Origin of the sequence: Parasulfuritortus cantonensis (assembly GCF_004337445.1) — a bacterium.
In the GTDB taxonomy this organism is placed as follows: domain Bacteria; phylum Pseudomonadota; class Gammaproteobacteria; order Burkholderiales; family Thiobacillaceae; genus Parasulfuritortus; species Parasulfuritortus cantonensis.
Window position 1 is genome coordinate 33,366 of record NZ_SJZB01000052.1, and the last position, 19,201, is coordinate 52,566.

Annotated in this window: 22 protein-coding genes; 4 read left to right on the forward strand and 18 right to left on the reverse strand. The window is 63.1% G+C overall.

Features of this window, described 5'->3' with window-relative positions; all coding sequences use genetic code 11:
• Nucleotides 1–116 precede the first annotated feature (116 nt).
• On the forward strand, nucleotides 117–971 hold the full coding sequence (gene purU / locus EZJ19_RS15140) for a formyltetrahydrofolate deformylase (RefSeq protein WP_131449068.1): 855 nt from the start codon (nucleotides 117–119) through the stop codon (nucleotides 969–971).
• Nucleotides 972–1,003: 32 nt separating this feature from the next.
• Nucleotides 1,004–2,179 (forward strand): hypothetical protein, encoded by a 1,176-nt coding sequence (locus tag EZJ19_RS15145; RefSeq protein ID WP_131449070.1) that lies wholly within the window; start codon nucleotides 1,004–1,006, stop codon nucleotides 2,177–2,179.
• A gap of 44 nt (nucleotides 2,180–2,223) precedes the next feature.
• On the opposite strand, the gene EZJ19_RS15150 is transcribed toward EZJ19_RS15145, so the two are convergent.
• From EZJ19_RS15150 to EZJ19_RS15175, 5 genes are all read right to left on the reverse strand, one after another.
• Nucleotides 2,224–2,634, reverse strand: a complete 411-nt coding sequence (locus EZJ19_RS15150; protein WP_206199449.1) for a hypothetical protein — start codon at nucleotides 2,632–2,634, stop codon at nucleotides 2,224–2,226.
• A gap of 236 nt (nucleotides 2,635–2,870) precedes the next feature.
• Entirely contained in the window at nucleotides 2,871–3,839 is a 969-nt protein-coding gene (locus EZJ19_RS15155) for a hypothetical protein (RefSeq protein ID WP_131449072.1), read from the reverse strand.
• Between the two features lie 251 nt (nucleotides 3,840–4,090).
• The gene (locus EZJ19_RS15160) at nucleotides 4,091–4,612 is read right to left on the reverse strand and encodes a nitrous oxide reductase accessory protein NosL (protein WP_206199450.1); all 522 of its coding nucleotides are present in this window, start codon (nucleotides 4,610–4,612) and stop codon (nucleotides 4,091–4,093) included.
• Between the two features lie 132 nt (nucleotides 4,613–4,744).
• The gene (locus tag EZJ19_RS15165) at nucleotides 4,745–5,266 is read right to left on the reverse strand and encodes a DUF6985 domain-containing protein (protein WP_131449074.1); all 522 of its coding nucleotides are present in this window, start codon (nucleotides 5,264–5,266) and stop codon (nucleotides 4,745–4,747) included.
• A gap of 642 nt (nucleotides 5,267–5,908) precedes the next feature.
• The gene (locus EZJ19_RS15175) at nucleotides 5,909–6,223 is read right to left on the reverse strand and encodes a hypothetical protein (RefSeq protein WP_131449078.1); all 315 of its coding nucleotides are present in this window, start codon (nucleotides 6,221–6,223) and stop codon (nucleotides 5,909–5,911) included.
• A gap of 141 nt (nucleotides 6,224–6,364) precedes the next feature.
• Between EZJ19_RS15175 and EZJ19_RS15180 the strand changes: the two genes are divergently transcribed.
• A complete protein-coding gene (locus EZJ19_RS15180) occupies nucleotides 6,365–7,402 on the forward strand; it encodes an IS5 family transposase (protein ID WP_131449080.1) in 1,038 nt (345 codons plus the stop codon).
• A gap of 254 nt (nucleotides 7,403–7,656) precedes the next feature.
• Here EZJ19_RS15180 and EZJ19_RS15185 read toward each other — a convergent pair whose 3' ends face one another.
• Nucleotides 7,657–7,962 carry a hypothetical protein gene (locus EZJ19_RS15185; RefSeq protein ID WP_131449082.1) on the reverse strand — a complete coding sequence of 102 codons (306 nt, stop codon included), beginning with the start codon at nucleotides 7,960–7,962 and terminating at the stop codon, nucleotides 7,657–7,659.
• A 271-nt stretch (nucleotides 7,963–8,233) separates the two neighbouring features.
• Between EZJ19_RS15185 and EZJ19_RS15190 the strand changes: the two genes are divergently transcribed.
• Nucleotides 8,234–9,190: an IS110 family RNA-guided transposase gene (locus EZJ19_RS15190; RefSeq protein ID WP_131446378.1), complete on the forward strand. Its 957-nt coding sequence runs from the start codon at nucleotides 8,234–8,236 to the stop codon at nucleotides 9,188–9,190.
• 75 nt (nucleotides 9,191–9,265) lie between these two features.
• Here the strand turns inward: EZJ19_RS15190 and EZJ19_RS15195 are convergent, their stop codons facing one another.
• The 12 genes from EZJ19_RS15195 to EZJ19_RS15255 all read right to left on the reverse strand — a co-directional run bounded on the left by EZJ19_RS15195 (nucleotide 9,266) and on the right by EZJ19_RS15255 (nucleotide 19,049).
• On the reverse strand, nucleotides 9,266–9,550 hold the full coding sequence (locus EZJ19_RS15195; protein ID WP_131449084.1) for a hypothetical protein: 285 nt from the start codon (nucleotides 9,548–9,550) through the stop codon (nucleotides 9,266–9,268).
• 143 nt (nucleotides 9,551–9,693) lie between these two features.
• The gene (locus EZJ19_RS15200) at nucleotides 9,694–10,554 is read right to left on the reverse strand and encodes a zinc ribbon domain-containing protein (protein WP_131449086.1); all 861 of its coding nucleotides are present in this window, start codon (nucleotides 10,552–10,554) and stop codon (nucleotides 9,694–9,696) included.
• A gap of 12 nt (nucleotides 10,555–10,566) precedes the next feature.
• Entirely contained in the window at nucleotides 10,567–10,989 is a 423-nt protein-coding gene (locus tag EZJ19_RS15205) for a zinc-ribbon domain-containing protein (protein ID WP_131449088.1), read from the reverse strand.
• Between the two features lie 181 nt (nucleotides 10,990–11,170).
• Entirely contained in the window at nucleotides 11,171–11,539 is a 369-nt protein-coding gene (locus tag EZJ19_RS15210; RefSeq protein ID WP_131449090.1) for a hypothetical protein, read from the reverse strand.
• A 75-nt stretch (nucleotides 11,540–11,614) separates the two neighbouring features.
• The gene (locus EZJ19_RS15215; RefSeq protein WP_131449092.1) at nucleotides 11,615–12,079 is read right to left on the reverse strand and encodes a hypothetical protein; all 465 of its coding nucleotides are present in this window, start codon (nucleotides 12,077–12,079) and stop codon (nucleotides 11,615–11,617) included.
• A gap of 848 nt (nucleotides 12,080–12,927) precedes the next feature.
• A complete protein-coding gene (locus EZJ19_RS15220; RefSeq protein WP_131449094.1) occupies nucleotides 12,928–13,338 on the reverse strand; it encodes a hypothetical protein in 411 nt (136 codons plus the stop codon).
• A gap of 145 nt (nucleotides 13,339–13,483) precedes the next feature.
• On the reverse strand, nucleotides 13,484–14,866 hold the full coding sequence (locus EZJ19_RS16110) for an urease accessory protein UreH domain-containing protein (protein ID WP_206199451.1): 1,383 nt from the start codon (nucleotides 14,864–14,866) through the stop codon (nucleotides 13,484–13,486).
• Between the two features lie 6 nt (nucleotides 14,867–14,872).
• Nucleotides 14,873–17,323 (reverse strand): heavy metal translocating P-type ATPase, encoded by a 2,451-nt coding sequence (locus tag EZJ19_RS15235; protein ID WP_131449098.1) that lies wholly within the window; start codon nucleotides 17,321–17,323, stop codon nucleotides 14,873–14,875.
• On the reverse strand, nucleotides 17,320–17,943 hold the full coding sequence (locus EZJ19_RS15240) for a cation transporter (protein ID WP_131449100.1): 624 nt from the start codon (nucleotides 17,941–17,943) through the stop codon (nucleotides 17,320–17,322). The genes EZJ19_RS15235 and EZJ19_RS15240 overlap by 4 nt, the downstream gene beginning before the upstream one ends.
• A 31-nt stretch (nucleotides 17,944–17,974) precedes the next feature.
• Nucleotides 17,975–18,313 (reverse strand): hypothetical protein, encoded by a 339-nt coding sequence (locus tag EZJ19_RS15245; RefSeq protein WP_206199452.1) that lies wholly within the window; start codon nucleotides 18,311–18,313, stop codon nucleotides 17,975–17,977.
• A gap of 47 nt (nucleotides 18,314–18,360) precedes the next feature.
• Nucleotides 18,361–18,558: a heavy metal translocating P-type ATPase metal-binding domain-containing protein gene (locus EZJ19_RS15250; RefSeq protein ID WP_131449102.1), complete on the reverse strand. Its 198-nt coding sequence runs from the start codon at nucleotides 18,556–18,558 to the stop codon at nucleotides 18,361–18,363.
• The gene (locus EZJ19_RS15255) at nucleotides 18,555–19,049 is read right to left on the reverse strand and encodes a TlpA family protein disulfide reductase (protein ID WP_131449104.1); all 495 of its coding nucleotides are present in this window, start codon (nucleotides 19,047–19,049) and stop codon (nucleotides 18,555–18,557) included. Before EZJ19_RS15255 ends, EZJ19_RS15250 begins: the two co-directional genes overlap by 4 nt.
• Between the last annotated feature and the right edge of the window lie 152 nt (nucleotides 19,050–19,201).

The following is a 19,201-nucleotide window of genomic DNA, read 5'->3' on the forward strand; positions in this document are numbered from 1 at the left end:
AGTCAACTGTTTTTTCGGGGCCCCGGAAGGCCTTGAAATTGCAGGGGGACGACTCCGGAAGCCGGTGCCGATGGCGTAGAATGCGACCCTTCATGCCTCATTAGACCGATCGAAGAATGCGCAATACCGCCTGTCTGCTGGTGTCCTGCCCCGACCGCAAGGGGCTGGTCGCCGCCATCGCCGACTTCCTGCTCGCCCACAACGCCAACATCCTGCACGCCGACCAGCACCAGGACCGCGAGGCCGGCCTGTTCCTGATGCGCGTGGAATGGGACCTGGAGGGCTTCGACCTCGGCCTGCACCGCTTCGAGGAGGCCTTCTCCCCGGTGGCGGCGAAGCACGACATGACCTGGCGCCTGGCCCTGTCCTCGGTGAAGCCGCGCCTGGCCATCTTCGTGTCCAAGTTCGACCACTGCCTGGCCGACCTGCTCTACCGCCACCACGCCGGCGAGCTGTACTGCGACATCCCGCTCATCCTCAGCAACCACCCCGACACCCACTGGCTGGCCGAGGCCTACAAGATCCCCTTCGTGCACATCGACGTGACCAAGGAGAACAAGGCCGAGGCCGAGGCCCAGCAGCAGGCCCTGATGGCCGCCCACCACGTCGACTTCATTGTCCTGGCGCGCTACATGCAGGTCCTCTCGGCCGACTTCATCAACGCCTGGCAGAACCGGGTGATCAACATCCACCACTCCTTCCTGCCCGCCTTCCACGGTGCCAAGCCCTACCAGCGCGCCTTCGAGCGCGGCGTCAAGCTGATCGGCGCCACCAGCCACTACGTGACGGAAGTGTTGGACGACGGCCCCATCATCGAGCAGGACGTGGTCCGCATCAGCCACCGCGACGATCTCGAGGACCTGGTCCAGAAGGGCGCCGACCTGGAGAAGGTGGTGCTCTCGCGCGCCGTGAAGTGGCACATCGACAACCGCATCCTGGTGTACGGCAACAAGACGGTGGTGTTCGACTGAACCCTGCCCCCGGGGCACCGCGAAACCCAGCCATGATGTCGGCAGGTCCCCTGTCCAGCCTGTCCGTTCCCGCCCCGGAAACGGACTTCCCGGCCTTGCCGGCCAACGTCCACGCCCGGGCCCGGGTGCCGGTTTCCGCCCGGGAGGCCGCGACCATGGCCGCCGTGGTGCGCGCGGTCGAGGCGGTGGTCGCCCTGCCGGCCTACCGTGCCGCCGTCCTCGTCCACGCGCCGGCCAGCGCCGGGCACGAGAGCGCCGCCAGCGGGGTCTTCCTGGGCTTCGACTTCCACCTCACCCCGGCCGGTCCGCGCCTGATCGAGATCAACACCAATGCCGGCGGCGCGCTCCTGCACCTGGCCCGTCCGGACCTGGACGCCGGCATGCGGGCCGCCGCCGAGGCGCGCTTCCTCGCCATGTTCCTGGCGGAATGGCGCAGCCAGCGCGGCGACCGGCCGCTGGCCGCGGTCGCCATCGTCGACGAGCGGCCCGCCGCGCAGTTCCTGTACCCCGAGTTCGTGCTCTTCCAGCGCCTGTTCGAGCGCCACGGCATCGCCGCCGTGATCGCCGACCCGGCCGAGCTGGCCTGGCGCGACGGCGCCCTCCGCCATGGCGATCGGCGCATCGACCTGGTCTACAACCGGCTCACCGACTTCGGCCTCGACACCTCCGGCCACGCCGCCCTGCGCCGCGCCTACCTGGAGGACGCCGTGGTCCTGACCCCGCACCCGCGCGCCCACGCCCTCTACGCCGACAAGCGCAACCTGATCCTGCTGGGCGACCGTGCCACCCTGCTCGGCTGGGGCGTCGATCCGGCCCTCGCCGAACTGCTCGCCACCGCCATCCCGGCCACCGTGGCACTCACGCCGGCCAATGCCGAGGCCCTCTGGGAGACGCGCCGGAAGTGGTTCTTCAAGCCGGCCAACGGCTACGGCAGCAAGGGCGTGTACCGCGGCGACAAGCTGACCAAGCGGGTGTGGGGCGAGATCCAGGCCGCCGACTACGTCGCCCAGGCCCACGTGCCGCCGGCCGAGCAGGTGGTCAGCGTGGCCGGCCAGGACGTCGCCCTGAAGTGCGACCTGCGCAACTACGTATATCGCGGCGAGGTGCAGCTCATGGCGGCCCGCCTGTACCAGGGCCAGACCACCAACGTGCGCACCCCGGGCGGCGGCTTCGCGCTGGTGGACGTCGCCGCCGGGGCGTCCGCCTGAACTCGCACGGCTCGGGGCGTCCCGCCGCTCGGTGATTGCCCGGCCTATTCCCGCCCATAGGACGGGGCGAGCGCCGCAACCGCCTTCTCGATCGCGGCCCGTACGGTGGGCCTATCGATGATCTCGCTGCAGTAGAGGACGGGGAGCATCTTGTCCTTGCCCGGGTTGGCCTCGTCGCGAATCACGGCCATCCGGCCCCTCGCGCTTTCGGCCTGCACCTGTTCGGCGAGCCCGGCAAGGACATTCACATCCCCCTTCATGCGCTGCACGATGACGGACGCCCACGCGTCGCCCTGATCCATGAGGTAGGGCCGGTCCTGGCGGGCGAGGCAACTGGCTATCGCGTAGCCTTCCACATCGCGCAAGACGGCCGGTCTCGGCGCGCCGATCGTACCCGCTCCGTTCACCTGCCCAGCAATCGCCAACGCCGACAACAACAGGGCTAGTCGCGTCACGCAACCAGGGCGTTGAGACCTCAGCTCGGGTCTTGGCACTCTGCTTCTCATGGGGGGCTCCTATCCGACGCGGGCATTTCGCCCATATACCTGTCCAGAATACCGGTGCCATCTCATACAGGGTCGCCGGCCGATTTTTCCGCCCAGGCGCCCTCGGTCCGACCCCGATTGACGAGTTCTGTTTGAATGATGCTCGCAACCATCGATGGTGTCGGTCCAGACTCGATTGCCGGCAATCAGCGGCCGGCCGGTGTTGCGCCGCCCGGGCTGAGGCAGCCCATCACCCAGGGCGTATCCAGCTTCGTCGCCGGGCTCGGGCCGGGCGCGAGGGACTGGAATTCGGAGTACCGGTCTGCCGGCGCCCCGATGTAGGTGAAGATGGCCCCTTCGCCCTGAGGCAACAGGCAAGCCATCGCCCGCGGAGCCCCGTTCTCGCGGACCGAGCCGTCGTCGATCCCGAGGCCCGGTGCGGGGATCGTCCGGCCCGTGGCCGCAAGCCAGACCAGGCCGTGCCAGGCCTGACCCGCTTCTCGGCCAGGTCTGAAGACGACGGCCGTGGAACCGTCGGGCGACAGCGCGGCCCGCCATTCGGCCCCGGCCAGGAGATGGCCCGGCCCGATCGGCTTGCCGTCGGCACCGCGTACCTGCAGGACGGTGCCGCCGCCATCGGCTGGGGTCGCGACGAGCGAGCCGGTGCCTTGAACGGCGACGAGGCGTGCACCTGTTTCCAGGTCCGCAGCACCGGGCTGTGGCGGCACGAAGGCGGTGTCGGTGCCGACCGGTGGCGGCAAGGGTTGCCATCGACCGGCGGTGGGATCGGGCTGCCGACCCAGCGGGGCGAGCGTGCGCAACTCATAGCGCAACACGCTTGGGGTGGCGTCCTCGCCGGCCTTGTCCGCGGTCGCATAGGCCGCCACCTCGACGGCCATTCCATCGGACGACAGCCGGACTGCGTTGAACTGCCAGCCGACGGCGTCGGCACGGCACCGCAATTGCCCGGCTTGCCATAGCCCCAGCCAGGACTGTCCGACCAACAGCGTGACGGGCCGGGAGTCCGCCACCGTCGACGCGGCGGGGACCTGGGCCTTAGGAGCCGGCCGGTCGCAGCCCACCGCACCCGTCAACAGCCAGGCCGCGACAGCCAGCAAAGGCCGGCTGATCGGGCTGCCCCAGTCCGCCAGCGCGTTGATCGCAACGTTTGCCACTTGGAAACCCTCCCGTTCGACGAGTCCGTTTTAGGTAAGCCATTCGCGAAGCCGCCTCGGCCCGTCAAGGCGCGCTTCGACATCGTCTCCGGCGGGTTGATGCCATCGAAGGTTCAGCCCGATGGGCCCGGTGGCCTATGGCTGGATGCCCGCGCCCCGGGCATGACCGCCTTGTCGCCGGCATTCCTGCCGAGCCCGCCCCGCCCCTCGGCAACAGTGCGGGCTCTGCCGGCCGGGTTCCGACGTGGCCTCTACTTGACGCGGCCCCCGTCCACTTCGGCCACGATCGCCGGGACGACCTGATCGAAGCTCAATATCCGTTTGCCCCTGTGGTCGTGCATGAACTCCTCGGCGTCGGCGCGGCTTTCCAGGGGCACGAACTCGTGCCCCATCGGCCCGAGCACGTCGGAGCCGATCACGTAGAAGGCCTTGCGGGCGTCGATCCGGGCGAGGCCGTAGAACTCGGTCACCTGGATGTCCCGGATGTCCGTCGCGCGGTGGCCGGGCGCGTACTTGGGCAGCGCCTGCAGGTACTTGAACATGTCCTTGGCGCCGTCGAAGAAATGGGCGTGGCCGTCGCGGTAGCGCACCGCGGCGACCCAGTTCGGGTATTTCGACACCAGCATGCCGCACACCGGGCACTGGTCGCGCGCCCCGGGCATGAGCGGTGTCAGCGGTTCCTGGGCCGCGGCGCAGGCGGTCCACATGGCGAGGACCAGCCAGGCGGCCAGGCGGGCGAGTGAAAGTCTCGGGTAGCGGGTTGGATGGGGCAACGCAATCTCCTATTCCAGCGCGGCGGCGGCGCCGCGGATGACGGCTATTTTCGCCGCTCCGGGTGCCGGTTGGCCAGGGCGCGCCGGCCGGCGGACGGTGGTTGCAGTGTCCCGGCCGGAGCGAATCCCGGGCTACCGGTAGACCACGTCCTCGAGCGCCGGGTCCGCGTAGGCATCCGCGTTCGTCAGGTGGCCGTCGTACGGCCCCACCTTGCAGACCTTGTTGCCGTTCCTGAAGACGATCTGCAAGCCATGCTCCGGCTCCCAGTCGCAGTTGCACTCCAGGGAGACATAGATGCCCCGATCGCCGTAGGACCGCCTCGAAACGATCGGCTCGGTACCCAGCTGGACGTGATCCCAGACCTCGCTCGGCGAGTGCATGGCCACGTGCTCCTCGTCGGACGGGTCCCAATTCGAGTTGACGTCTTGGTAGTAGGCAAAGACGTACGGCTCGGCCTCGGCCAACACCGACCGCGGGCTGGACAGCAGGTTGGCGATCGCGGTGTGAAAGTCGTCCTTCGCCGGGTCCTCGTCGTAGTCCTGGATGATTACGCGACAAACTTTGCCGTCCAGCAACGGAAGCGCAATGGCTTGGCTCTCGTACCAGCCAAAACGCGGGACTTTGGTTACTTCGCCGAGGCCGGGGATGTTCATGGCATGACTCCAGCAAACTCAATGTTGAGGGTGAGAGGCGGAAAAAACAGGTCTGGAAATTCACCTCTTGTCTGTTTCTCAGAACTTGAACATGGGTGCTCGATTTGTCTCCAGAGAGTTCGATTGGACTTTCATCTGAGCCTGGGCCAACTCTGCGGCGACGCTTCGGTATTCCGGACGAGCAGGGGAGGATGGTGTCCGAATTGAGTGGAATGTTATGTGCAGTTATCTACTTTATCAGCCTGTTCTGATATAGGTCTTCCACCGGAAATATCATGGTGTGGTCACCCAAATTCAGGTTTCCTTCGATGATTTCAAATTCGAGTAACTTTCCTATTTCTTGATATTTTTCATAATCGTGGTGGCCGCAATAAAAACTGAATGAAGCGAAGTCTACATTTCGCTTGCGGCCGTCACTGAATTCAATTTCCTGGATATGCCCCACTTTGTGTTCAATGTCTTTGACAGATCGTTCTGACATCTTTCATTCTTTGTGTGGTGACTGGTTTGGAATGTTCGTTATATTGTTGAACATAGGTCAGGCATGGCCTCACAGCAGTTCTTTTTGCACAGGTATTGCTTATTTACTTCTCTATTTCTATATAGACACCCTACCCCACCCGCAGATATTTCAAAATGGAACTATTTTGGACGAATTTCAATGGCTTCGGTGTGTTTAAAAAGTAAAATCATTGCGTCTTGGTCGAACTCATGTTCATCTACTTCTTCCGCAACGGCGAAATAGGTAACAATACCGTCCTTGGATAGCACAAATGAGGTGCATATCTCATGGCTAGGCTGACTTTCGCCCACTGTCTTTGTAATTGTTTTAACAATCATACCTTCGTCATTTTGCTCCGTTTTGCAGGATGACAAATAAGGCGCCGGAATAGATAAAACGACTACAATTAGTCTGTGTTTTTTTATTGCGTGACTCTGGAGAAAATATCCTGGCATGCCCGGCGCGTATTATAAACTGCCGGGTTGTATTTGTTTCGCAATATACATCGGCAACAGTCTCAAGGGCACCTCGAAAAACCTCGGCGTCCGAGCAACCGGTAAGATTCCATCCATCTGACCCCTCCTAATCTGAGCCCGATGAAACGACGCAGCGCCATCAAGACTGACCTGTTTGCCGACCAGCATCACAAGCAAACGCTCGACAAGCTGGGCGACCCGCTGGCGGAGATCGAGTCGTGCATCGACTTCGCCGCCCTGGCGGCGGCAGTCGACCGCATTGCGCCGCGCCCGGCCAGCCCACAAGGCGGTCGTCCGCCGTTTCCCACCGAGACCATGGTGCGCATCCTGGTCCTGAAGCGCCTGTACAACCTGTCCGACGAGCAGATGGAATACCAGTTGCTGGATCGGATGAGCTACAAGCGCTTCTGTGGCTTGGCCCAAGCGACCAACATCCCGGACCGGACCACGGTATGGGTCTTTGAGAACCGGATTGGCGAAGCCGGTGCCCAGGCCATTTTCGATGGCGTCACCGCGCAATTGCTCAAGAAGGGTTTCATCGCCCGCGGCGGCCAGATCATCGACGCCACCTTGGTCCCGGCGCCGAAGCAGCACTTCAGCAAGGACGACAAGGCACAGATCAAGGAAGATGCGATGCCCGCCGATTGGAAACCGGCCAAGCGACGCCAGAAGGACTTGGACGCGACCTGGACCAAGAAGCATGGCAAGAGCCACCATGGTTACAAGCTCTCGGTGAACGTCGACAAGAAGCACAAGTTCATCCGCAAGATTGTCACCGACACCGCCAGCACCCACGACAGCCAGCATTTTGAGGCCGTCATGGACCCGGCCAACACGAGCCGGGATGTCTATGCCGACCGGGGCTACCCCTCCGAGGAACGGGAAGCCTGGCTGAAAGCGAACGGCTACCGGAACCGGATTCAACGCAAAGGTCACCGGAACAAGCCGCTGTCCGAGACCCAGCAGGGGCGCAACCATCGCATTGCGAAGACGCGAGCGCGGGTCGAACACGCGTTTGCGGCGATTGAGCAGATGGGCGGCAAGCTGATCCGCACGATTGGTCAGGCGCGTGCGAACTTTGCGATGACGATGATGGCGGCTTGCTACAACCTGAAGCGGCTGGCGTACTTCCAGAGGGCGAAGATCGTGCCCGCATAGCGCCCGAAATGGGCCGAATGGCCGTTGCCCACGGCCATTCGGGGTGAAAACGGGGCCGCGCTGCTCGGAAAAGTAGCAATCTATTGAGGAATTTGAGCCGGATTCGGTCAGAAGCATTGCTCATCCGCCGGGTTCATTGAAAATCGTGGGTTATTCGAGGTGCCACTATGAAAGTAAGCAGTGGAGAACTATCCAGAGCCAAACGGGCTTGAACTGGGTTCCAGGGTTTTTGAAGAGAAGTCATGGATTGCAATTCAGGGGAATGGCTTATTCTTATTAGACGAGTCGCAGGCGTCCTTGAACTCGTTCAATTGAATTTGAATGACTTCATCAATCGGTTGATTTATGAGCTGCAGTCCTTTTTCATAGTTCTCCATATACTTATGCGCCTTGTCCCGATTGTCCTTCATGAAATTGGCCCAAACGCCATTGGCCGTAGGACACGAGAACTGCCCCAAAAGCTCTTTGGCACGGGCATGCTCAGGCTTATCAGCACAGCCAACTAAGATTATGACGGAAACGATAAGTGCATATTTCACTGGAGCAGAGACTGAGATCATGTTCTATCGATGGGATGTTGGTAAAAACAGTTCATCAGTGTGGAATAACAGCGGCACACTAGGCCTTGTATGTTCAGCCTACCGATTCCGTAGAAGAATCGGCCGTTGAGCGGGGGCGTAGAGCCCCTGTGGTTGGCGACACGACAGCCCGTTGAAGCCTTGGGCGGTCCAGCCCGTACGTTAGCGCGGGGCGTCGTGTCGCATGTTCTTGTAACCCGGACAGTTGATCGGGCCATTGCAAGCCCGGATTTTTGCAAGGCAGGGTACCGGAATGAGCAACCATGAATTGTTTATCGGCATCGACATCGCGCAAGACTGGCTCGACCTGGGCTGGCATCCCGGCGGCCACAGCCAGCGGATTGACCATAGCGAAGCCGCCATTGCCGGCCTGTGCGAGCGGCTGCGCGCCGAGTCGCCCACCTTGATCGTGATGGAAGCGACCGGTGGGCTGGAAACCGATCTTGCCAGTGCGCTGGCGGCAGCCGGGTTGCCGGTGGCGGTGGTCAACCCGCGCCAGGCACGGGACTACGCCAAGGCCTGCGGCCGGCTGGCCAAGACCGACCGCATCGATGCCCTGATGCTGGCCGCCTTCGCCGCCGCCATCCGGCCCCAAGTGCGCCCCCTGCCCGACGAGGAAACCCGCGCCTTGGGCGACCTGCTCGCGCGTCGGCGCCAGCTCATCGATATCCGCGTCCAGGAGAAACTGCGCCTGGGTCGCGCCTCGGCCTTCCAACGCGCCAGCCTCAAGGAACACATTGCCTGGCTCGACGAACGGATTGCCCGCCTGGATATCGACCTGACCCATGCCTTGAGAACCTCGGGGGCGTGGTGCGAGAAAGACGATCTGCTCCAGGCCATTCCCGGCATCGGTGCGGTGACGCGGGCCACCCTGCTGGCCCTGCTGCCCGAGTTGGGCACGCTGGGCAGCAAGGAGATCGCCGCCCTGGCGGGTGTGGCCCCATTCAACCGGGACAGCGGAAAACATCGGGGCGAGCGGGTCATCTGGGGTGGACGTGCCCAAGTCCGGCGCGCCCTCTACATGGCGGCTGTCTGCGCAATGCGCTGCAATCCGGTGATCCGGGCGTTCTATCGGCATCTGCGTGACCAGGGCAAACCCGCCAAGGTCGCCCTCACCGCGTGCATGCGCAAACTGCTCGTGATCATGAATTCCATGCTGAAACATCACTCTCCCTGGAATCCTTCTATTGACTTTCAACACAGTTGCTAACGTTTAGCTTGAGGGGCGCGGAAACAGGCAGCGAAGCTGGCTGTTGTAGCGTCCCACTCGAAGCGATTGTTGGGCCTATTTCGCGTAGAAGCCACCAGGACCAAAGAGCTGATTGAATGCCTTTGCTAGGGCTTGCGCTATTGGCTGGCTTAGCCCAGAAAAGATGTTTTCGGCCGTCATATACGGGTTGAGCGCAAATTCAACAATGTGCCGTTCATGCGTGCTCAACCCATTTAGCGGAGTATCAATTGATATACGCTTCCCATCGGGCGTTACTTGCCACCTCCTCGCAGGAAGCATCAGTTCCAGTACGGGCTTGCGCAAATAAAAAGAATCCTTCCATTCAATTTCGTGTTCCATATTTCCTTCCTTTAGTTATGCCCAACGTAAAGCTAAGGGGCGCCCGGACTCGACGCGGGTGGCCGAAGGCAGGGCGGTTGGATTGACTGACCACCTATCGAAGCCAGCTGTCCGGGCGTCCCGTTTGAGCGGCATGTTGGGGGTTATTCGCCGTTCTCAGCCACGTTGTTGATATGCGTTTGCAAGCACAGGACGGCATCATCTAAGTTATTGCCGTTGAGGCAGGCGTAGTGCTGTTGGGTAAGCGATTTGCAAGTGCTTTCGCCATATGCTTGTGCCTCCATCTGATTCATGTTGCCAAAGTGCTGTGCCCTACCTGCTTCCGAGGTTACACACTCATCCCAGAAACTAATCGGATCGCTCAGGTAATTGGTGAAGTGTGTAATCCAGTGTTGCTCCATTCCTGCGCGCTTCATAGCACCGAGTAGGTCGACCTTACCAAAACTCACGCTGGGCATGGGATAGGGGGCGACTGCTGGTGCATTCGCAGGTTCCAGCTGGGCGGCTGGTGTTTGTTGGCCTGCGTTCTCTTCGAGTGACCAGCTGGTATCAAGCTCACTATTGCTGCCTTGCTTCATCCGGTCTTCGATCACACCGATGGCGATGCCCAAAATAAGACTCGCAACCATGATGATCCAGCCAGCGAGGCTCCATTTTTTCTGCACACGGTTGAAGTGCTCAACGCTGGGCCATGCCTTGTTTCTCCAAGCCCACTCGCGCCCCTTGAGGCCGAGGATCACCATCATGACGAGATTGACCAGGGGAATCAGGGCCAGCAGTCCGATCCAAGTTTTGTTGAAGATAGCCCATACCCAGGAAAGCCAGAAAGCGCCCCATGACCAACCCTTGATACCTTCTGGCAAGGCGCTAGCAGACAGGCTTGCCGCTTGGGGTGGGACGGATGTGCTAGCGGCAGCCAGAGTTTGCTGCGCGCCGCAATGGGGACAGTTTTGAGCGGATGTGGGGATTTTCTGGCCGCATTGCATGCAAAAGACGAGTTCCATAAGTAATTCTCCTTATTCAAGTGAGAGACCAAACAGACCGAGGATGAGCAAGAGGTTGATGCCGCCGATGACAAGGCTGGCAATCCCCATGCCGCGCCCGCCGCGTTTCTGCATGAGGCTGACGATGCCGAGCACCCCTGCCGGCAGGCCGAAGACGAGGCCGCCCGCCGCGCTGTTTGCTGCATCTTCGGCGAGCTTCTTCTTGAGCGAGTGGCTACCGAAGGCGGATTCGAGCTGGCTCAAGGTGTTGAGCGTATCCATGTCGCCGAATGTGGCTAGAAGCAGCAATAACGTGAGGATGGAAAGCACGAGGGCGGTGACGGCCATCCAGATTGAGGGGCTGGGTGCTTCAACAGGTTGGAAGTTGAAACCGCACTGGGGGCAGAAGCGGGCGGATTCGTGCAGTTGTTTGCCGCAGGATCGGCAGTAGATCATGGTATTACCTCCTTTTCATGGTGCCTGTAAGTGAATGCAAACAGAGAGAGGGGAATCTGGAGACCCCCAACGTGGAATTAACCGGCGACCGAAAGCAGGCGAAGCCTGCTGTAGGGCGTCAGCGTTGAATGCAGGGTTAGAAATCATGCTCGCGAGACGCTTGGCTAGGCCACTTACAAAGCTATTCATCATTCAATTTTTGGTGTGGTGGGTGATTGTCCATGTGATTTATTACTTGGTTGGATAACCACCAAAGAAAGAATATGAGTATGACACCAGCAAAACTCATGAAAGAGAACCAGGATGGAACAAGGTGTTTTGCAAGGACCGCTTCTGCTGCTGCGGCCTTATCAACTGAGATGAACTCGGAAAAGGCTGAGTGCGCCAACCGAAACACGACATCCCACGCCAGGGTTAATAGTTGGCCTACGGCCAGAAGTCCGATAAGCGGTAGCGTAAGGCGCAGAAATATTTTTGGTGTTTTGAAGGCGATGACTGACAGACCGCCAGCGACGGCCAAAGCGATAGTGATGACAGCGGCGTTTGGCATGATTTCTAACGTGGAGTTAACCGGCGACCAAGACGACGCGAAGCGGCGTTTTGGGCGTCCGGGTTGAACGCCTGGTTATGCGGGTAGCCAGCTTTTCCATGGGTAGTAAAGAATGATTGGCCCATCACCTGGTTGGATTGCCTTGAATGTATAAACGTCATAGGACAGCGCGTACTGTCCCTCGGCAGAGCAATCAATGTGTTTGGGGCAGCTTGGGATAGGCAATGGAATACCTTTGTTTTCAACCCAAGCCACTGCACGATAAGCCTTTCCATGCCTGAAGATGTAAACGTGTTGGCCTTGTTTGAGATTCTTGGTTTTTCCAAGGTAGCTCCACCCCCCAAACAGGATGCTCCCATCACAAAGACGAAATCCATCGCTTTTGAACCCGGGCTCCTTACCCTCAAGCGATTTAATGAATGCCATTGCTCGGGGATTTTCATGGTCGAGAAACACACCAAGATCGGACGTTGGGCATTCCTCGGCCAGCACAATGGGGCTAAAAACACTGACAGCAATGGTCAAGAGGAGGTTACGCATAACGTGCCAGCTAAGGGGCGCCTGCCGGCTTGCCGGCAGGCGTCCCGCTTGAGCGGAATGTTAGGGCTGAGACGCCCGGGCAGAGTGCGGACGCCTGCACCCCAACACAACCACGCTCGCCAAGGCCACCGACCTTGGGAGCTTCAACCTCAACTCGGTGGCCGAAGGCACGACACTTGCCTTCAACAACCTGGAACGAAGGCGCACGCCGCGCGGCGCACTCGGCTTTCACTCGGGCCACTTTTGTTCGCCCGCGCGGCACCTTTGAAGATTCAGTCACCGCCACGAAGGCCACCGACGCCCGACTGCCCGAACGAGGGCTTGCAACGGCGAAACAGGGCAATGTCGTTTGCATTTTGATTCGGCCTCCCGGTTTCTCTACTCGCGCTCCGCTCTAACGTGGAGCTAAGGGGCCGGACGCCGCAGGCGGACGGTCCCGCTTGAGCGCAGGGTTAGAAGTCATTTCTCCACCACTGAAGCAATAAAGTGTGGGTTTAAGCCACAAGTCATTGAAAAATGTGGTTGGGATTCTGTTCGAACCTCCAAGAGTTCGCGATGTATCTTTGCGTTTTTCTTGTGTGGCAATCCAATATCTCGTCAAACGTAAGCCCAGCGCTAGCTACCAGAGAGCGAAGGGCTGCCGCCATTTGATTCTGAGGCATGATGCCTAGAGGGAACTGCCTTTCATAGATTTGATTTGTGCTGTCATACCCTATGACACGCCAGTAACGTTTCTTGGCCATGGTGACTTCTAACGTCGAAGTTGAGGGGCGCGGAAACAGGCGGCGAAGCCGGCTGTTGGAGCGTCCCACTCGAACGCCTGGTTGGGCGTAATGTTCAGATAAAGATTAGTCACCGACATAGACAAGTTTGAGCTTTTCTTCCCGAGCACGCTTTATAAGCCCGAGTAGGTTTTCGATTAAGGCAACCAGCTTGCCTTTTTCTATTACTCTTTTATCCTCGGTCTCCCGACATATTGTTGTGGACGACCAGCCGACCAACACGGGCCATGACGCCGGGCGTGCTTGAATATCAAGAAGTGCCATATGAAGTTCATCTTCAAGTCGTTCGAGCTGGTAACCGCTGATTTCGGCGCCACCGTATAGATCAATTAGCTCATGACGACGATCTATATTCGCACTCTCAAAGTATCGGTATAAGAACCAGTAGTAGCCATCGCTTTGAAGCGAAAGTTCAATGGGGAGACGCTTTGCATCAAGCGCTTCGTATGAGGATGCAAGATAAAGATCAGCAGCCACGATGGTTCTCTGACGCCCAACGTGTAGTAGACACCACTTCCATATCTAGGAACATTTCCAAATATGGGCGGTTATGGCTACATCTATGCATGAAGTTGCCAAATATGGACATGGGTAAATATAGGCATTGCCATATCTGGATATGTCATTTCCGTATCTTCCTGATCCGGCCGTGCAGGCCGAGTTGTCGGGCGGTGGCGTAGGGAAGGAGCCACACCTTCCGGTCTTGGTCCCACTTGGCGCCGGCCTGTTTGACGCGCTGTCGAAGCTCCGTTTCCCCGTAGGCGACCGTCAGTGCCACCGTTGTGTCGTCCGCGGTCCCGCCCGGTGTCGGCAGGGCCGGCAGATGTCTCTCGTCGACGATGATTTCGACGGTGGTGTAACGCATGGCGGTTTCCGGGTGCAACCGGTAACGGACGCAGACCAGGGCGTCGGCGAACTGGCGCAGGTAGCGCTTGGTGCCGGGTTGGCCGGGAGCGAGCTTCTTGCTGACGCGGGCCAGATGTATCGGCCGGCCCGGTGGCGGTTCGGAGGTCATGCGGTTTCCCTGTCTCTGCGCTTGCCTCGAAAGCCTTCGTTTCGCCGCCTTGTCCCGGTGGAAGGCCGGGTTGGATCGACGGGCTGGCTTCCCGCCTGCACGGGAACGGCCGGATTTTCGAGGTGCCCTTGTACGTTTTCGGCCATTCTGGCACTTGCCCGTTGTCGCGACAAGCGGCCGGCCTGCGCTTCGGGAGGAAGCCGGGGAGATTGGCTTGTGGGGGCTGAATGCCGATGTCGGGTGCGCCCAGGCGATACTCGTGGCCGCACTGGCGCCGGCCTTCCGGCAGGGCTCGGCGTTACCAGTTGGCCAGGTTGCGCATGACGTCGTAGAAACGGATGCCCTGCCAGAGGGTGGAAATCCCGAGGGCGATGACGAACACGGCGGCGCCGCGCAGCAGCCAGCCGCGCGCTTTTGCGCCCAGGCGGCCGAACAGGTAGCTGGCGCTGAGCATGGAGGGCAGGGTGCCGGCCCGAAGGCGAGCATGAGCAGGCCGCCGTGCAGCGGCGTGGCCGCCGTGGTGGCCTGGACCGCCATGGCCATGGTCATGGAACAGGGCATGAGGCCGTTCAGGGCACCGCCGATGGCGGCCCCGAGCACCGGGCCGCGCTTGCTGGCGCCGGCGAACTGGCGGCCGATCCAGGCGACCGGGGCGAAGGCGAAGGTATTGCGGATGGGCGACAGGCCGATCAGGTCGAGGCCGAGCAGGATGACCAGCAGGCCGGCGGCGATCTGCAACAGGCCCTGGATCTTGCCGAACAGGCCGGACTGGGCCAGCACCGTGCCCAGGCTGGCGGCGATCAGGCCGATGGTCGCGTAGACCATGATGCGGCCCAGGTGATAGGCGATATAGGGCCGGTAGCCGTGCGCGCCCAGGCGCATGAAGAAGCTGGATACCAGGCTGCCGCACATGCCCAGGCAGTGGCCGCTGCCCAGGATGCCGGTCATGAAGGCCAGCCAGTAGTACGAGTTGGGCCCGGCCGCCTCCATCCCGCCTCAGTCGCGCTGCAGGCGCAGCGAGTTCGTGACCACCGACACCGAGCTCATGGCCATGGCCGCCGAGGCGATCATGGGGGTGAGGCGGCCGGCGGCGGCGAACGGGATGGCGACGACGTTGTAGCCCAGGGCCCAGAACAGGTTCTGGCGGATGACGGCCATGGTCCGGCGCGACAGCTCGACGGCGGCGGCGACGCGCGCGATGTCGCCGCCCACCAGGGTGACGTCGGCGGTCTCCAGGGCGATGTCCGCACCGCTGCCGATGGCGAAGCCGACGTCGGCGGCGGCCAGGGCCGGGGCGTCGTTGATGCCGTCGCCGATCATACCCACCAGTTCGCCCTGCGCCTGCAGGTCGCGCACGATGGCCAGCTTGTCGGCCGGGGTGGCGCGGGCGGCGACGCGTTCGATGCCGACCAGGTCGGCGATGTGATGGGCGGCCGCCTCGACGTCGCCGGTGGCCATCACCGTGGTGATGCCGAGTTCGTGCAGCAGGGCGATGGCTTCGCGCGCCCCCGCGCGCGGACGGTCGGCGACGGCCAGCAGGGCCACCGCACGGCCGGCCAGGGCGACGAACACCGGCGTCTTGCCCTGGCCGGCATAGGTTTCGGCCGTCTCGGCCAAATGGCCGGCGCCGACGCCGTTCTCCTTCAGCCACTCCTGGTTGCCGATCAGCACGGCCTGGCCGGCGCAGCGGGCGCGCACGCCGCGCCCGGCCACGGCCTCGAAGTCGTCGGTGCCAACGGCGTTGGCGGCGCCGCGCTCGCGCGCATAGGCGGCGATGGCGCGGGCCAGGAAGTGCTCGGAGCCGCGTTCGGCGGCGCCCACCAGGGCCAGCAGCTCGGGGTCGGCGAGGTCGGACTGGTTGACGAAATCGGTGACCGCGGGCTTGCCCTCGGTGATGGTGCCGGTCTTGTCGAACACCACGGTGGTGAGCTTGGCCGCCGTCTCCAGGGCCTCGCCGTTGCGGATGTAGACGCCGCGCCGGGCGGCCTGACCGGTGCCCACCATGATGGCGGTCGGGGTGGCGAGGCCGAGGGCGCAGGGGCAGGCGATCAGGAGTACGGCGACCGCGTTGGTGAAGGCGCAGGCGAGCGGATGCCCGGCCAGGCGCCAGCCGGCGAAGGTGAGGGCGGCGGTGCCGGCCACGGCGGGCACGAAGCGGGCCGAGATGCGGTCGGCCAGCTTCTGCACCGGCAGCTTGGCACCCTGGGCGTGGTCCACCATGTGGACGATGCCGGCCAGCACGGTGTCCGGGCCGGTGGCCGTGACGCGCAGGGTGAAGCTGCCCATGCCGTTCAGGCAGCCGCCGATCAGCCGGTCGCCGGGGGCCTTGGCCACCGGCAGGGATTCGCCGGTGACCAGGGCCTCGTCCACGGCGGAGCGGCCGTCCACCAGCTCGCCGTCGGTCGGGATGCGCTCGCCCGGGCGCACGCGCAGCAGGTCGCCCACCTGCACGTCGTCGATGGCGACGGTGACTTCGCGCCCGTCACGAATGAGGGTGGCGGTGTCCGGCTGCAGTTCGATCAGCTTGCGGATGGCCTCGCTGGCCTTGCCCTTGGCCTTTTCTTCCCAGTAGCGGCCGAGCAGGACGAAGGCCAGGATGCTGGCCGCGGCCTCGAAGTAGACGTAGTTGCGCAGCCGGAACAGGCCGGGGACGCTGTACAGGTAGGCCGAGCCGGCGCCCAGGGCGATCAGGCTGTCCATGTTGGCGGCGCGCTGCCCGGCCAGCCGCCAGGCCTTCTTGAAAATCTCGGCGCCGGGCCCGGCCAGGACCGCCGTGGTGAGGGCGAACTCGACCGCGCGCAGGAGCGGCGAGCGGTGCATGAGCATGCCCAGGGCGGCCACCGGCACGGCCAGCAGGGCGGCGTCGCGCACCCGGCGCTTGGCCAGGGCCAGCTGTTCCCGTTCCCGCTCCACGACCAGGCGGCGCTGCGCCAGGGTGTCCATGGCGCGCGCCGTGTAGCCGAGCCCGGCGACCACGGCGGCGACCTCGTCGCGGCCCAGGCGGCCGGTCACGCTGGCGGTGCCGGCGGCGAAGTTGACCGTGGCCTTGCCGACGCGCGGGTCGCGGTTCAGCTTCATCTCGATGAGCAGGGCGCAGGAGGCGCAGGTCATGCCCTCGACGGCGACGTCGCATTGCCCGGCCGGGAGGTCCGCCTGGCCGGCGGGTTCGGCGGCGCCCGGGGCCGTCCTGGTCTTGGCCGCCAGGTGGCCGAGCAGGAGATCGAGGGTGGCGAGCAGACGGGCTTCCGGCAGTTTCGCCGGGTCGTAGTGCACCGCGACCGAGCCGATCGGCGCCACCGAGCGCACGGCCTTGATCTCGGGCCGCTTCCTGAGCAGGATTTCGAGCAGGTAGCAGGCCTCCTGGTCCTTGGCCAGGATGGGCGAGACGATGCGCAGGCGCCGGCGCAGCCGATGCGCCACCTCGAAGCGGGCCGGCGCGTCGGTCATTGCTTCTTGGCGGCCTGCTTGCGCGAGCGCACCAGCAGGAAGACCAGGTAGAAGGTGCTCAGCCAGGCGTTCCGGTACTTGATCGGCGACTTGAGCCACTTCTGGGTGATCAGGTCCCAATGCACCTTGATCAGGTAGAAGGTCACCAGGTCGTTCATGAAGCCGAGGATGGCGCGCTCGGAGAAGATGCCCTGCATCTGCGGGTGGTAGGCGATGACGTCCTTCATCAGCCTGGCCTTGAAGCGCCATTCCGCCAGCCAGGTCTTCGCGCGCTCGGACTGGCGCTTGAGCCAGGGGCGCGGATCGGCGGCGCGCAGGCGGCCGGCCACGCCGGGCTTGCCGGGCGCCGCGCCGGCCAGGCCGCCGAGCAGGCCGTGCAGGGCGCGGGCGACGTCGCCCAGGTCGCAGGCGTGGCGGTCGTAGAACACCGACAGCTTGGCCTGGCGCCGGTACAGGGTGACGCGATAGACGCCGTCCAGGCCGCGCAGGCCGTCCTCGATGGCGGTGGCGTGGGGTTCCTCGCACAGCGCCGCGGGCAGACCGAAGCGCACGTGGCCGTCGCCCCGGTAGCGCACGACGACCTGGCGGGCGAGGCTGTCCGGACTCGGGAGCTCAGTCATCTGGCCGCTCTCCTAGGTGGGTCCCGGATACTCAGCCCTGGGCGTCGCCGCCCGGCTGGGCTTCCTTCTCCTTGGCCTCCTCGACCAGGTCGGCCAGGTTCTCCTTCTGCTGGAGCAGGAAGTCCTTGCCCATGCCGCTGGCCTTGGAGAGCATCTGGACGAGTTCGTCCTGGTGCTTGTGGATGTAGTAGCCGGCGGCGATGCCGGCCGCCAGCATGACCAGCGGATGGCGGAACAGGCCGCCCAGCAGGCCGCGCCCGGCGACGTAGCCGGTGGCCGCCATCATCATGCCCTGGGCGGGGCCCATCGGCTGGCCCTGGCCCATCATGTTGGGCATGTTCTTCATGGCCTCGTCCATCATTCCGTTCATGTTTTGCTCCTTGGCAAAGGTGTGGGACTCGATCTCGTGGGCGGCGCTCAGGCCGTCTTGTTCGGTGGTTCGTCGGCCGGCGCGGAATCGCCGGGCGCCTCCCGCAGCTCGGATTCGTGCAGCATGCGGTAGATGCCCAGGCAGCCGTCACAACAGAATTTTAGCGTCTTGCCGCCGGCCTGCAGGCAAAACGGACGCGCGCCGACGTCCAGTCCGCACAGGTCGCAGGCGCGCTCGTCGCTCATTGCAATAGGGCACCGGCCAGGCGGCTGAAGGTGGCGGCGTCCGCCTCGCCCACCGCCTTGGCCTTGATGACGCCGTCGGCGCCGACGAAATAGGTGGTCGGCAGGCCGATGACGCCGTAGCGCCGGGTGATCTCGGCCTGTTCGTCGAGCAGGGCCGGGTAGTGGATGGCGAGCCGGGTGATGAAGGCGCTCGCGGTGGCGTGGTCCTGGCCGACGTTGACCGCCAGCACTTCCAGGCCCTTGGCGTGCAGGGGCGGGTAGACCTTGTCGATGTCCTGCATCTCGCCTTCGCAGTACGGGCACCAGTCGGCCCAGAAGCGGATCACCACCGGCTTGCCCTTGAAGTCGTCCGGATAGCGCACCGGGCTGCCGTCGAGGCGCACGGTCGCGAAGGCCGGCGCCGGCATGCCGGTGTTGAGCTTGGGGGCGTTGCCGTCGCCGCAGGCGGCGAGCAGGAGGGCGGCGAACAGGGCGAGCAGGGTACGGAACATGTCAGCCTTCTAGGAGGATCAGTCTGGACTGCCAGATCATGTAGGTGGCCAGCGCGCCGAACAGGGCGAAGCCGGCGGCCGCGAACCAGGCCAGTTTACGCGATACCGCCGGGGCGATGGCGGCCAGGCTGGCGATGCGCGCGCACGGCCGC

Coding starts and splice junctions, on each gene's coding strand:
- purU (WP_131449068.1), top strand. CDS start 117: ATGCGCAATACCGCCTGTCTGCTGGTGTCCTGCCCCGACCGCAAGGGG.
- EZJ19_RS15145 (WP_131449070.1), top strand. CDS start 1,004: ATGATGTCGGCAGGTCCCCTGTCCAGCCTGTCCGTTCCCGCCCCGGAA.
- EZJ19_RS15165 (WP_131449074.1), bottom strand. CDS start 5,266: ATGAACATCCCCGGCCTCGGCGAAGTAACCAAAGTCCCGCGTTTTGGC.
- EZJ19_RS15175 (WP_131449078.1), bottom strand. CDS start 6,223: ATGCCAGGATATTTTCTCCAGAGTCACGCAATAAAAAAACACAGACTA.
- EZJ19_RS15180 (WP_131449080.1), top strand. CDS start 6,365: ATGAAACGACGCAGCGCCATCAAGACTGACCTGTTTGCCGACCAGCAT.
- EZJ19_RS15185 (WP_131449082.1), bottom strand. CDS start 7,962: ATGATCTCAGTCTCTGCTCCAGTGAAATATGCACTTATCGTTTCCGTC.
- EZJ19_RS15190 (WP_131446378.1), top strand. CDS start 8,234: ATGAGCAACCATGAATTGTTTATCGGCATCGACATCGCGCAAGACTGG.
- EZJ19_RS15195 (WP_131449084.1), bottom strand. CDS start 9,550: ATGGAACACGAAATTGAATGGAAGGATTCTTTTTATTTGCGCAAGCCC.
- EZJ19_RS15200 (WP_131449086.1), bottom strand. CDS start 10,554: ATGGAACTCGTCTTTTGCATGCAATGCGGCCAGAAAATCCCCACATCC.
- EZJ19_RS15205 (WP_131449088.1), bottom strand. CDS start 10,989: ATGATCTACTGCCGATCCTGCGGCAAACAACTGCACGAATCCGCCCGC.
- EZJ19_RS15210 (WP_131449090.1), bottom strand. CDS start 11,539: ATGCCAAACGCCGCTGTCATCACTATCGCTTTGGCCGTCGCTGGCGGT.
- EZJ19_RS15215 (WP_131449092.1), bottom strand. CDS start 12,079: ATGCGTAACCTCCTCTTGACCATTGCTGTCAGTGTTTTTAGCCCCATT.
- EZJ19_RS16110 (WP_206199451.1), bottom strand. CDS start 14,866: ATGGAGGCGGCCGGGCCCAACTCGTACTACTGGCTGGCCTTCATGACC.
- EZJ19_RS15235 (WP_131449098.1), bottom strand. CDS start 17,323: ATGACCGACGCGCCGGCCCGCTTCGAGGTGGCGCATCGGCTGCGCCGG.
- EZJ19_RS15240 (WP_131449100.1), bottom strand. CDS start 17,943: ATGACTGAGCTCCCGAGTCCGGACAGCCTCGCCCGCCAGGTCGTCGTG.
- EZJ19_RS15245 (WP_206199452.1), bottom strand. CDS start 18,313: ATGAACGGAATGATGGACGAGGCCATGAAGAACATGCCCAACATGATG.
- EZJ19_RS15250 (WP_131449102.1), bottom strand. CDS start 18,558: ATGAGCGACGAGCGCGCCTGCGACCTGTGCGGACTGGACGTCGGCGCG.
- EZJ19_RS15255 (WP_131449104.1), bottom strand. CDS start 19,049: ATGTTCCGTACCCTGCTCGCCCTGTTCGCCGCCCTCCTGCTCGCCGCC.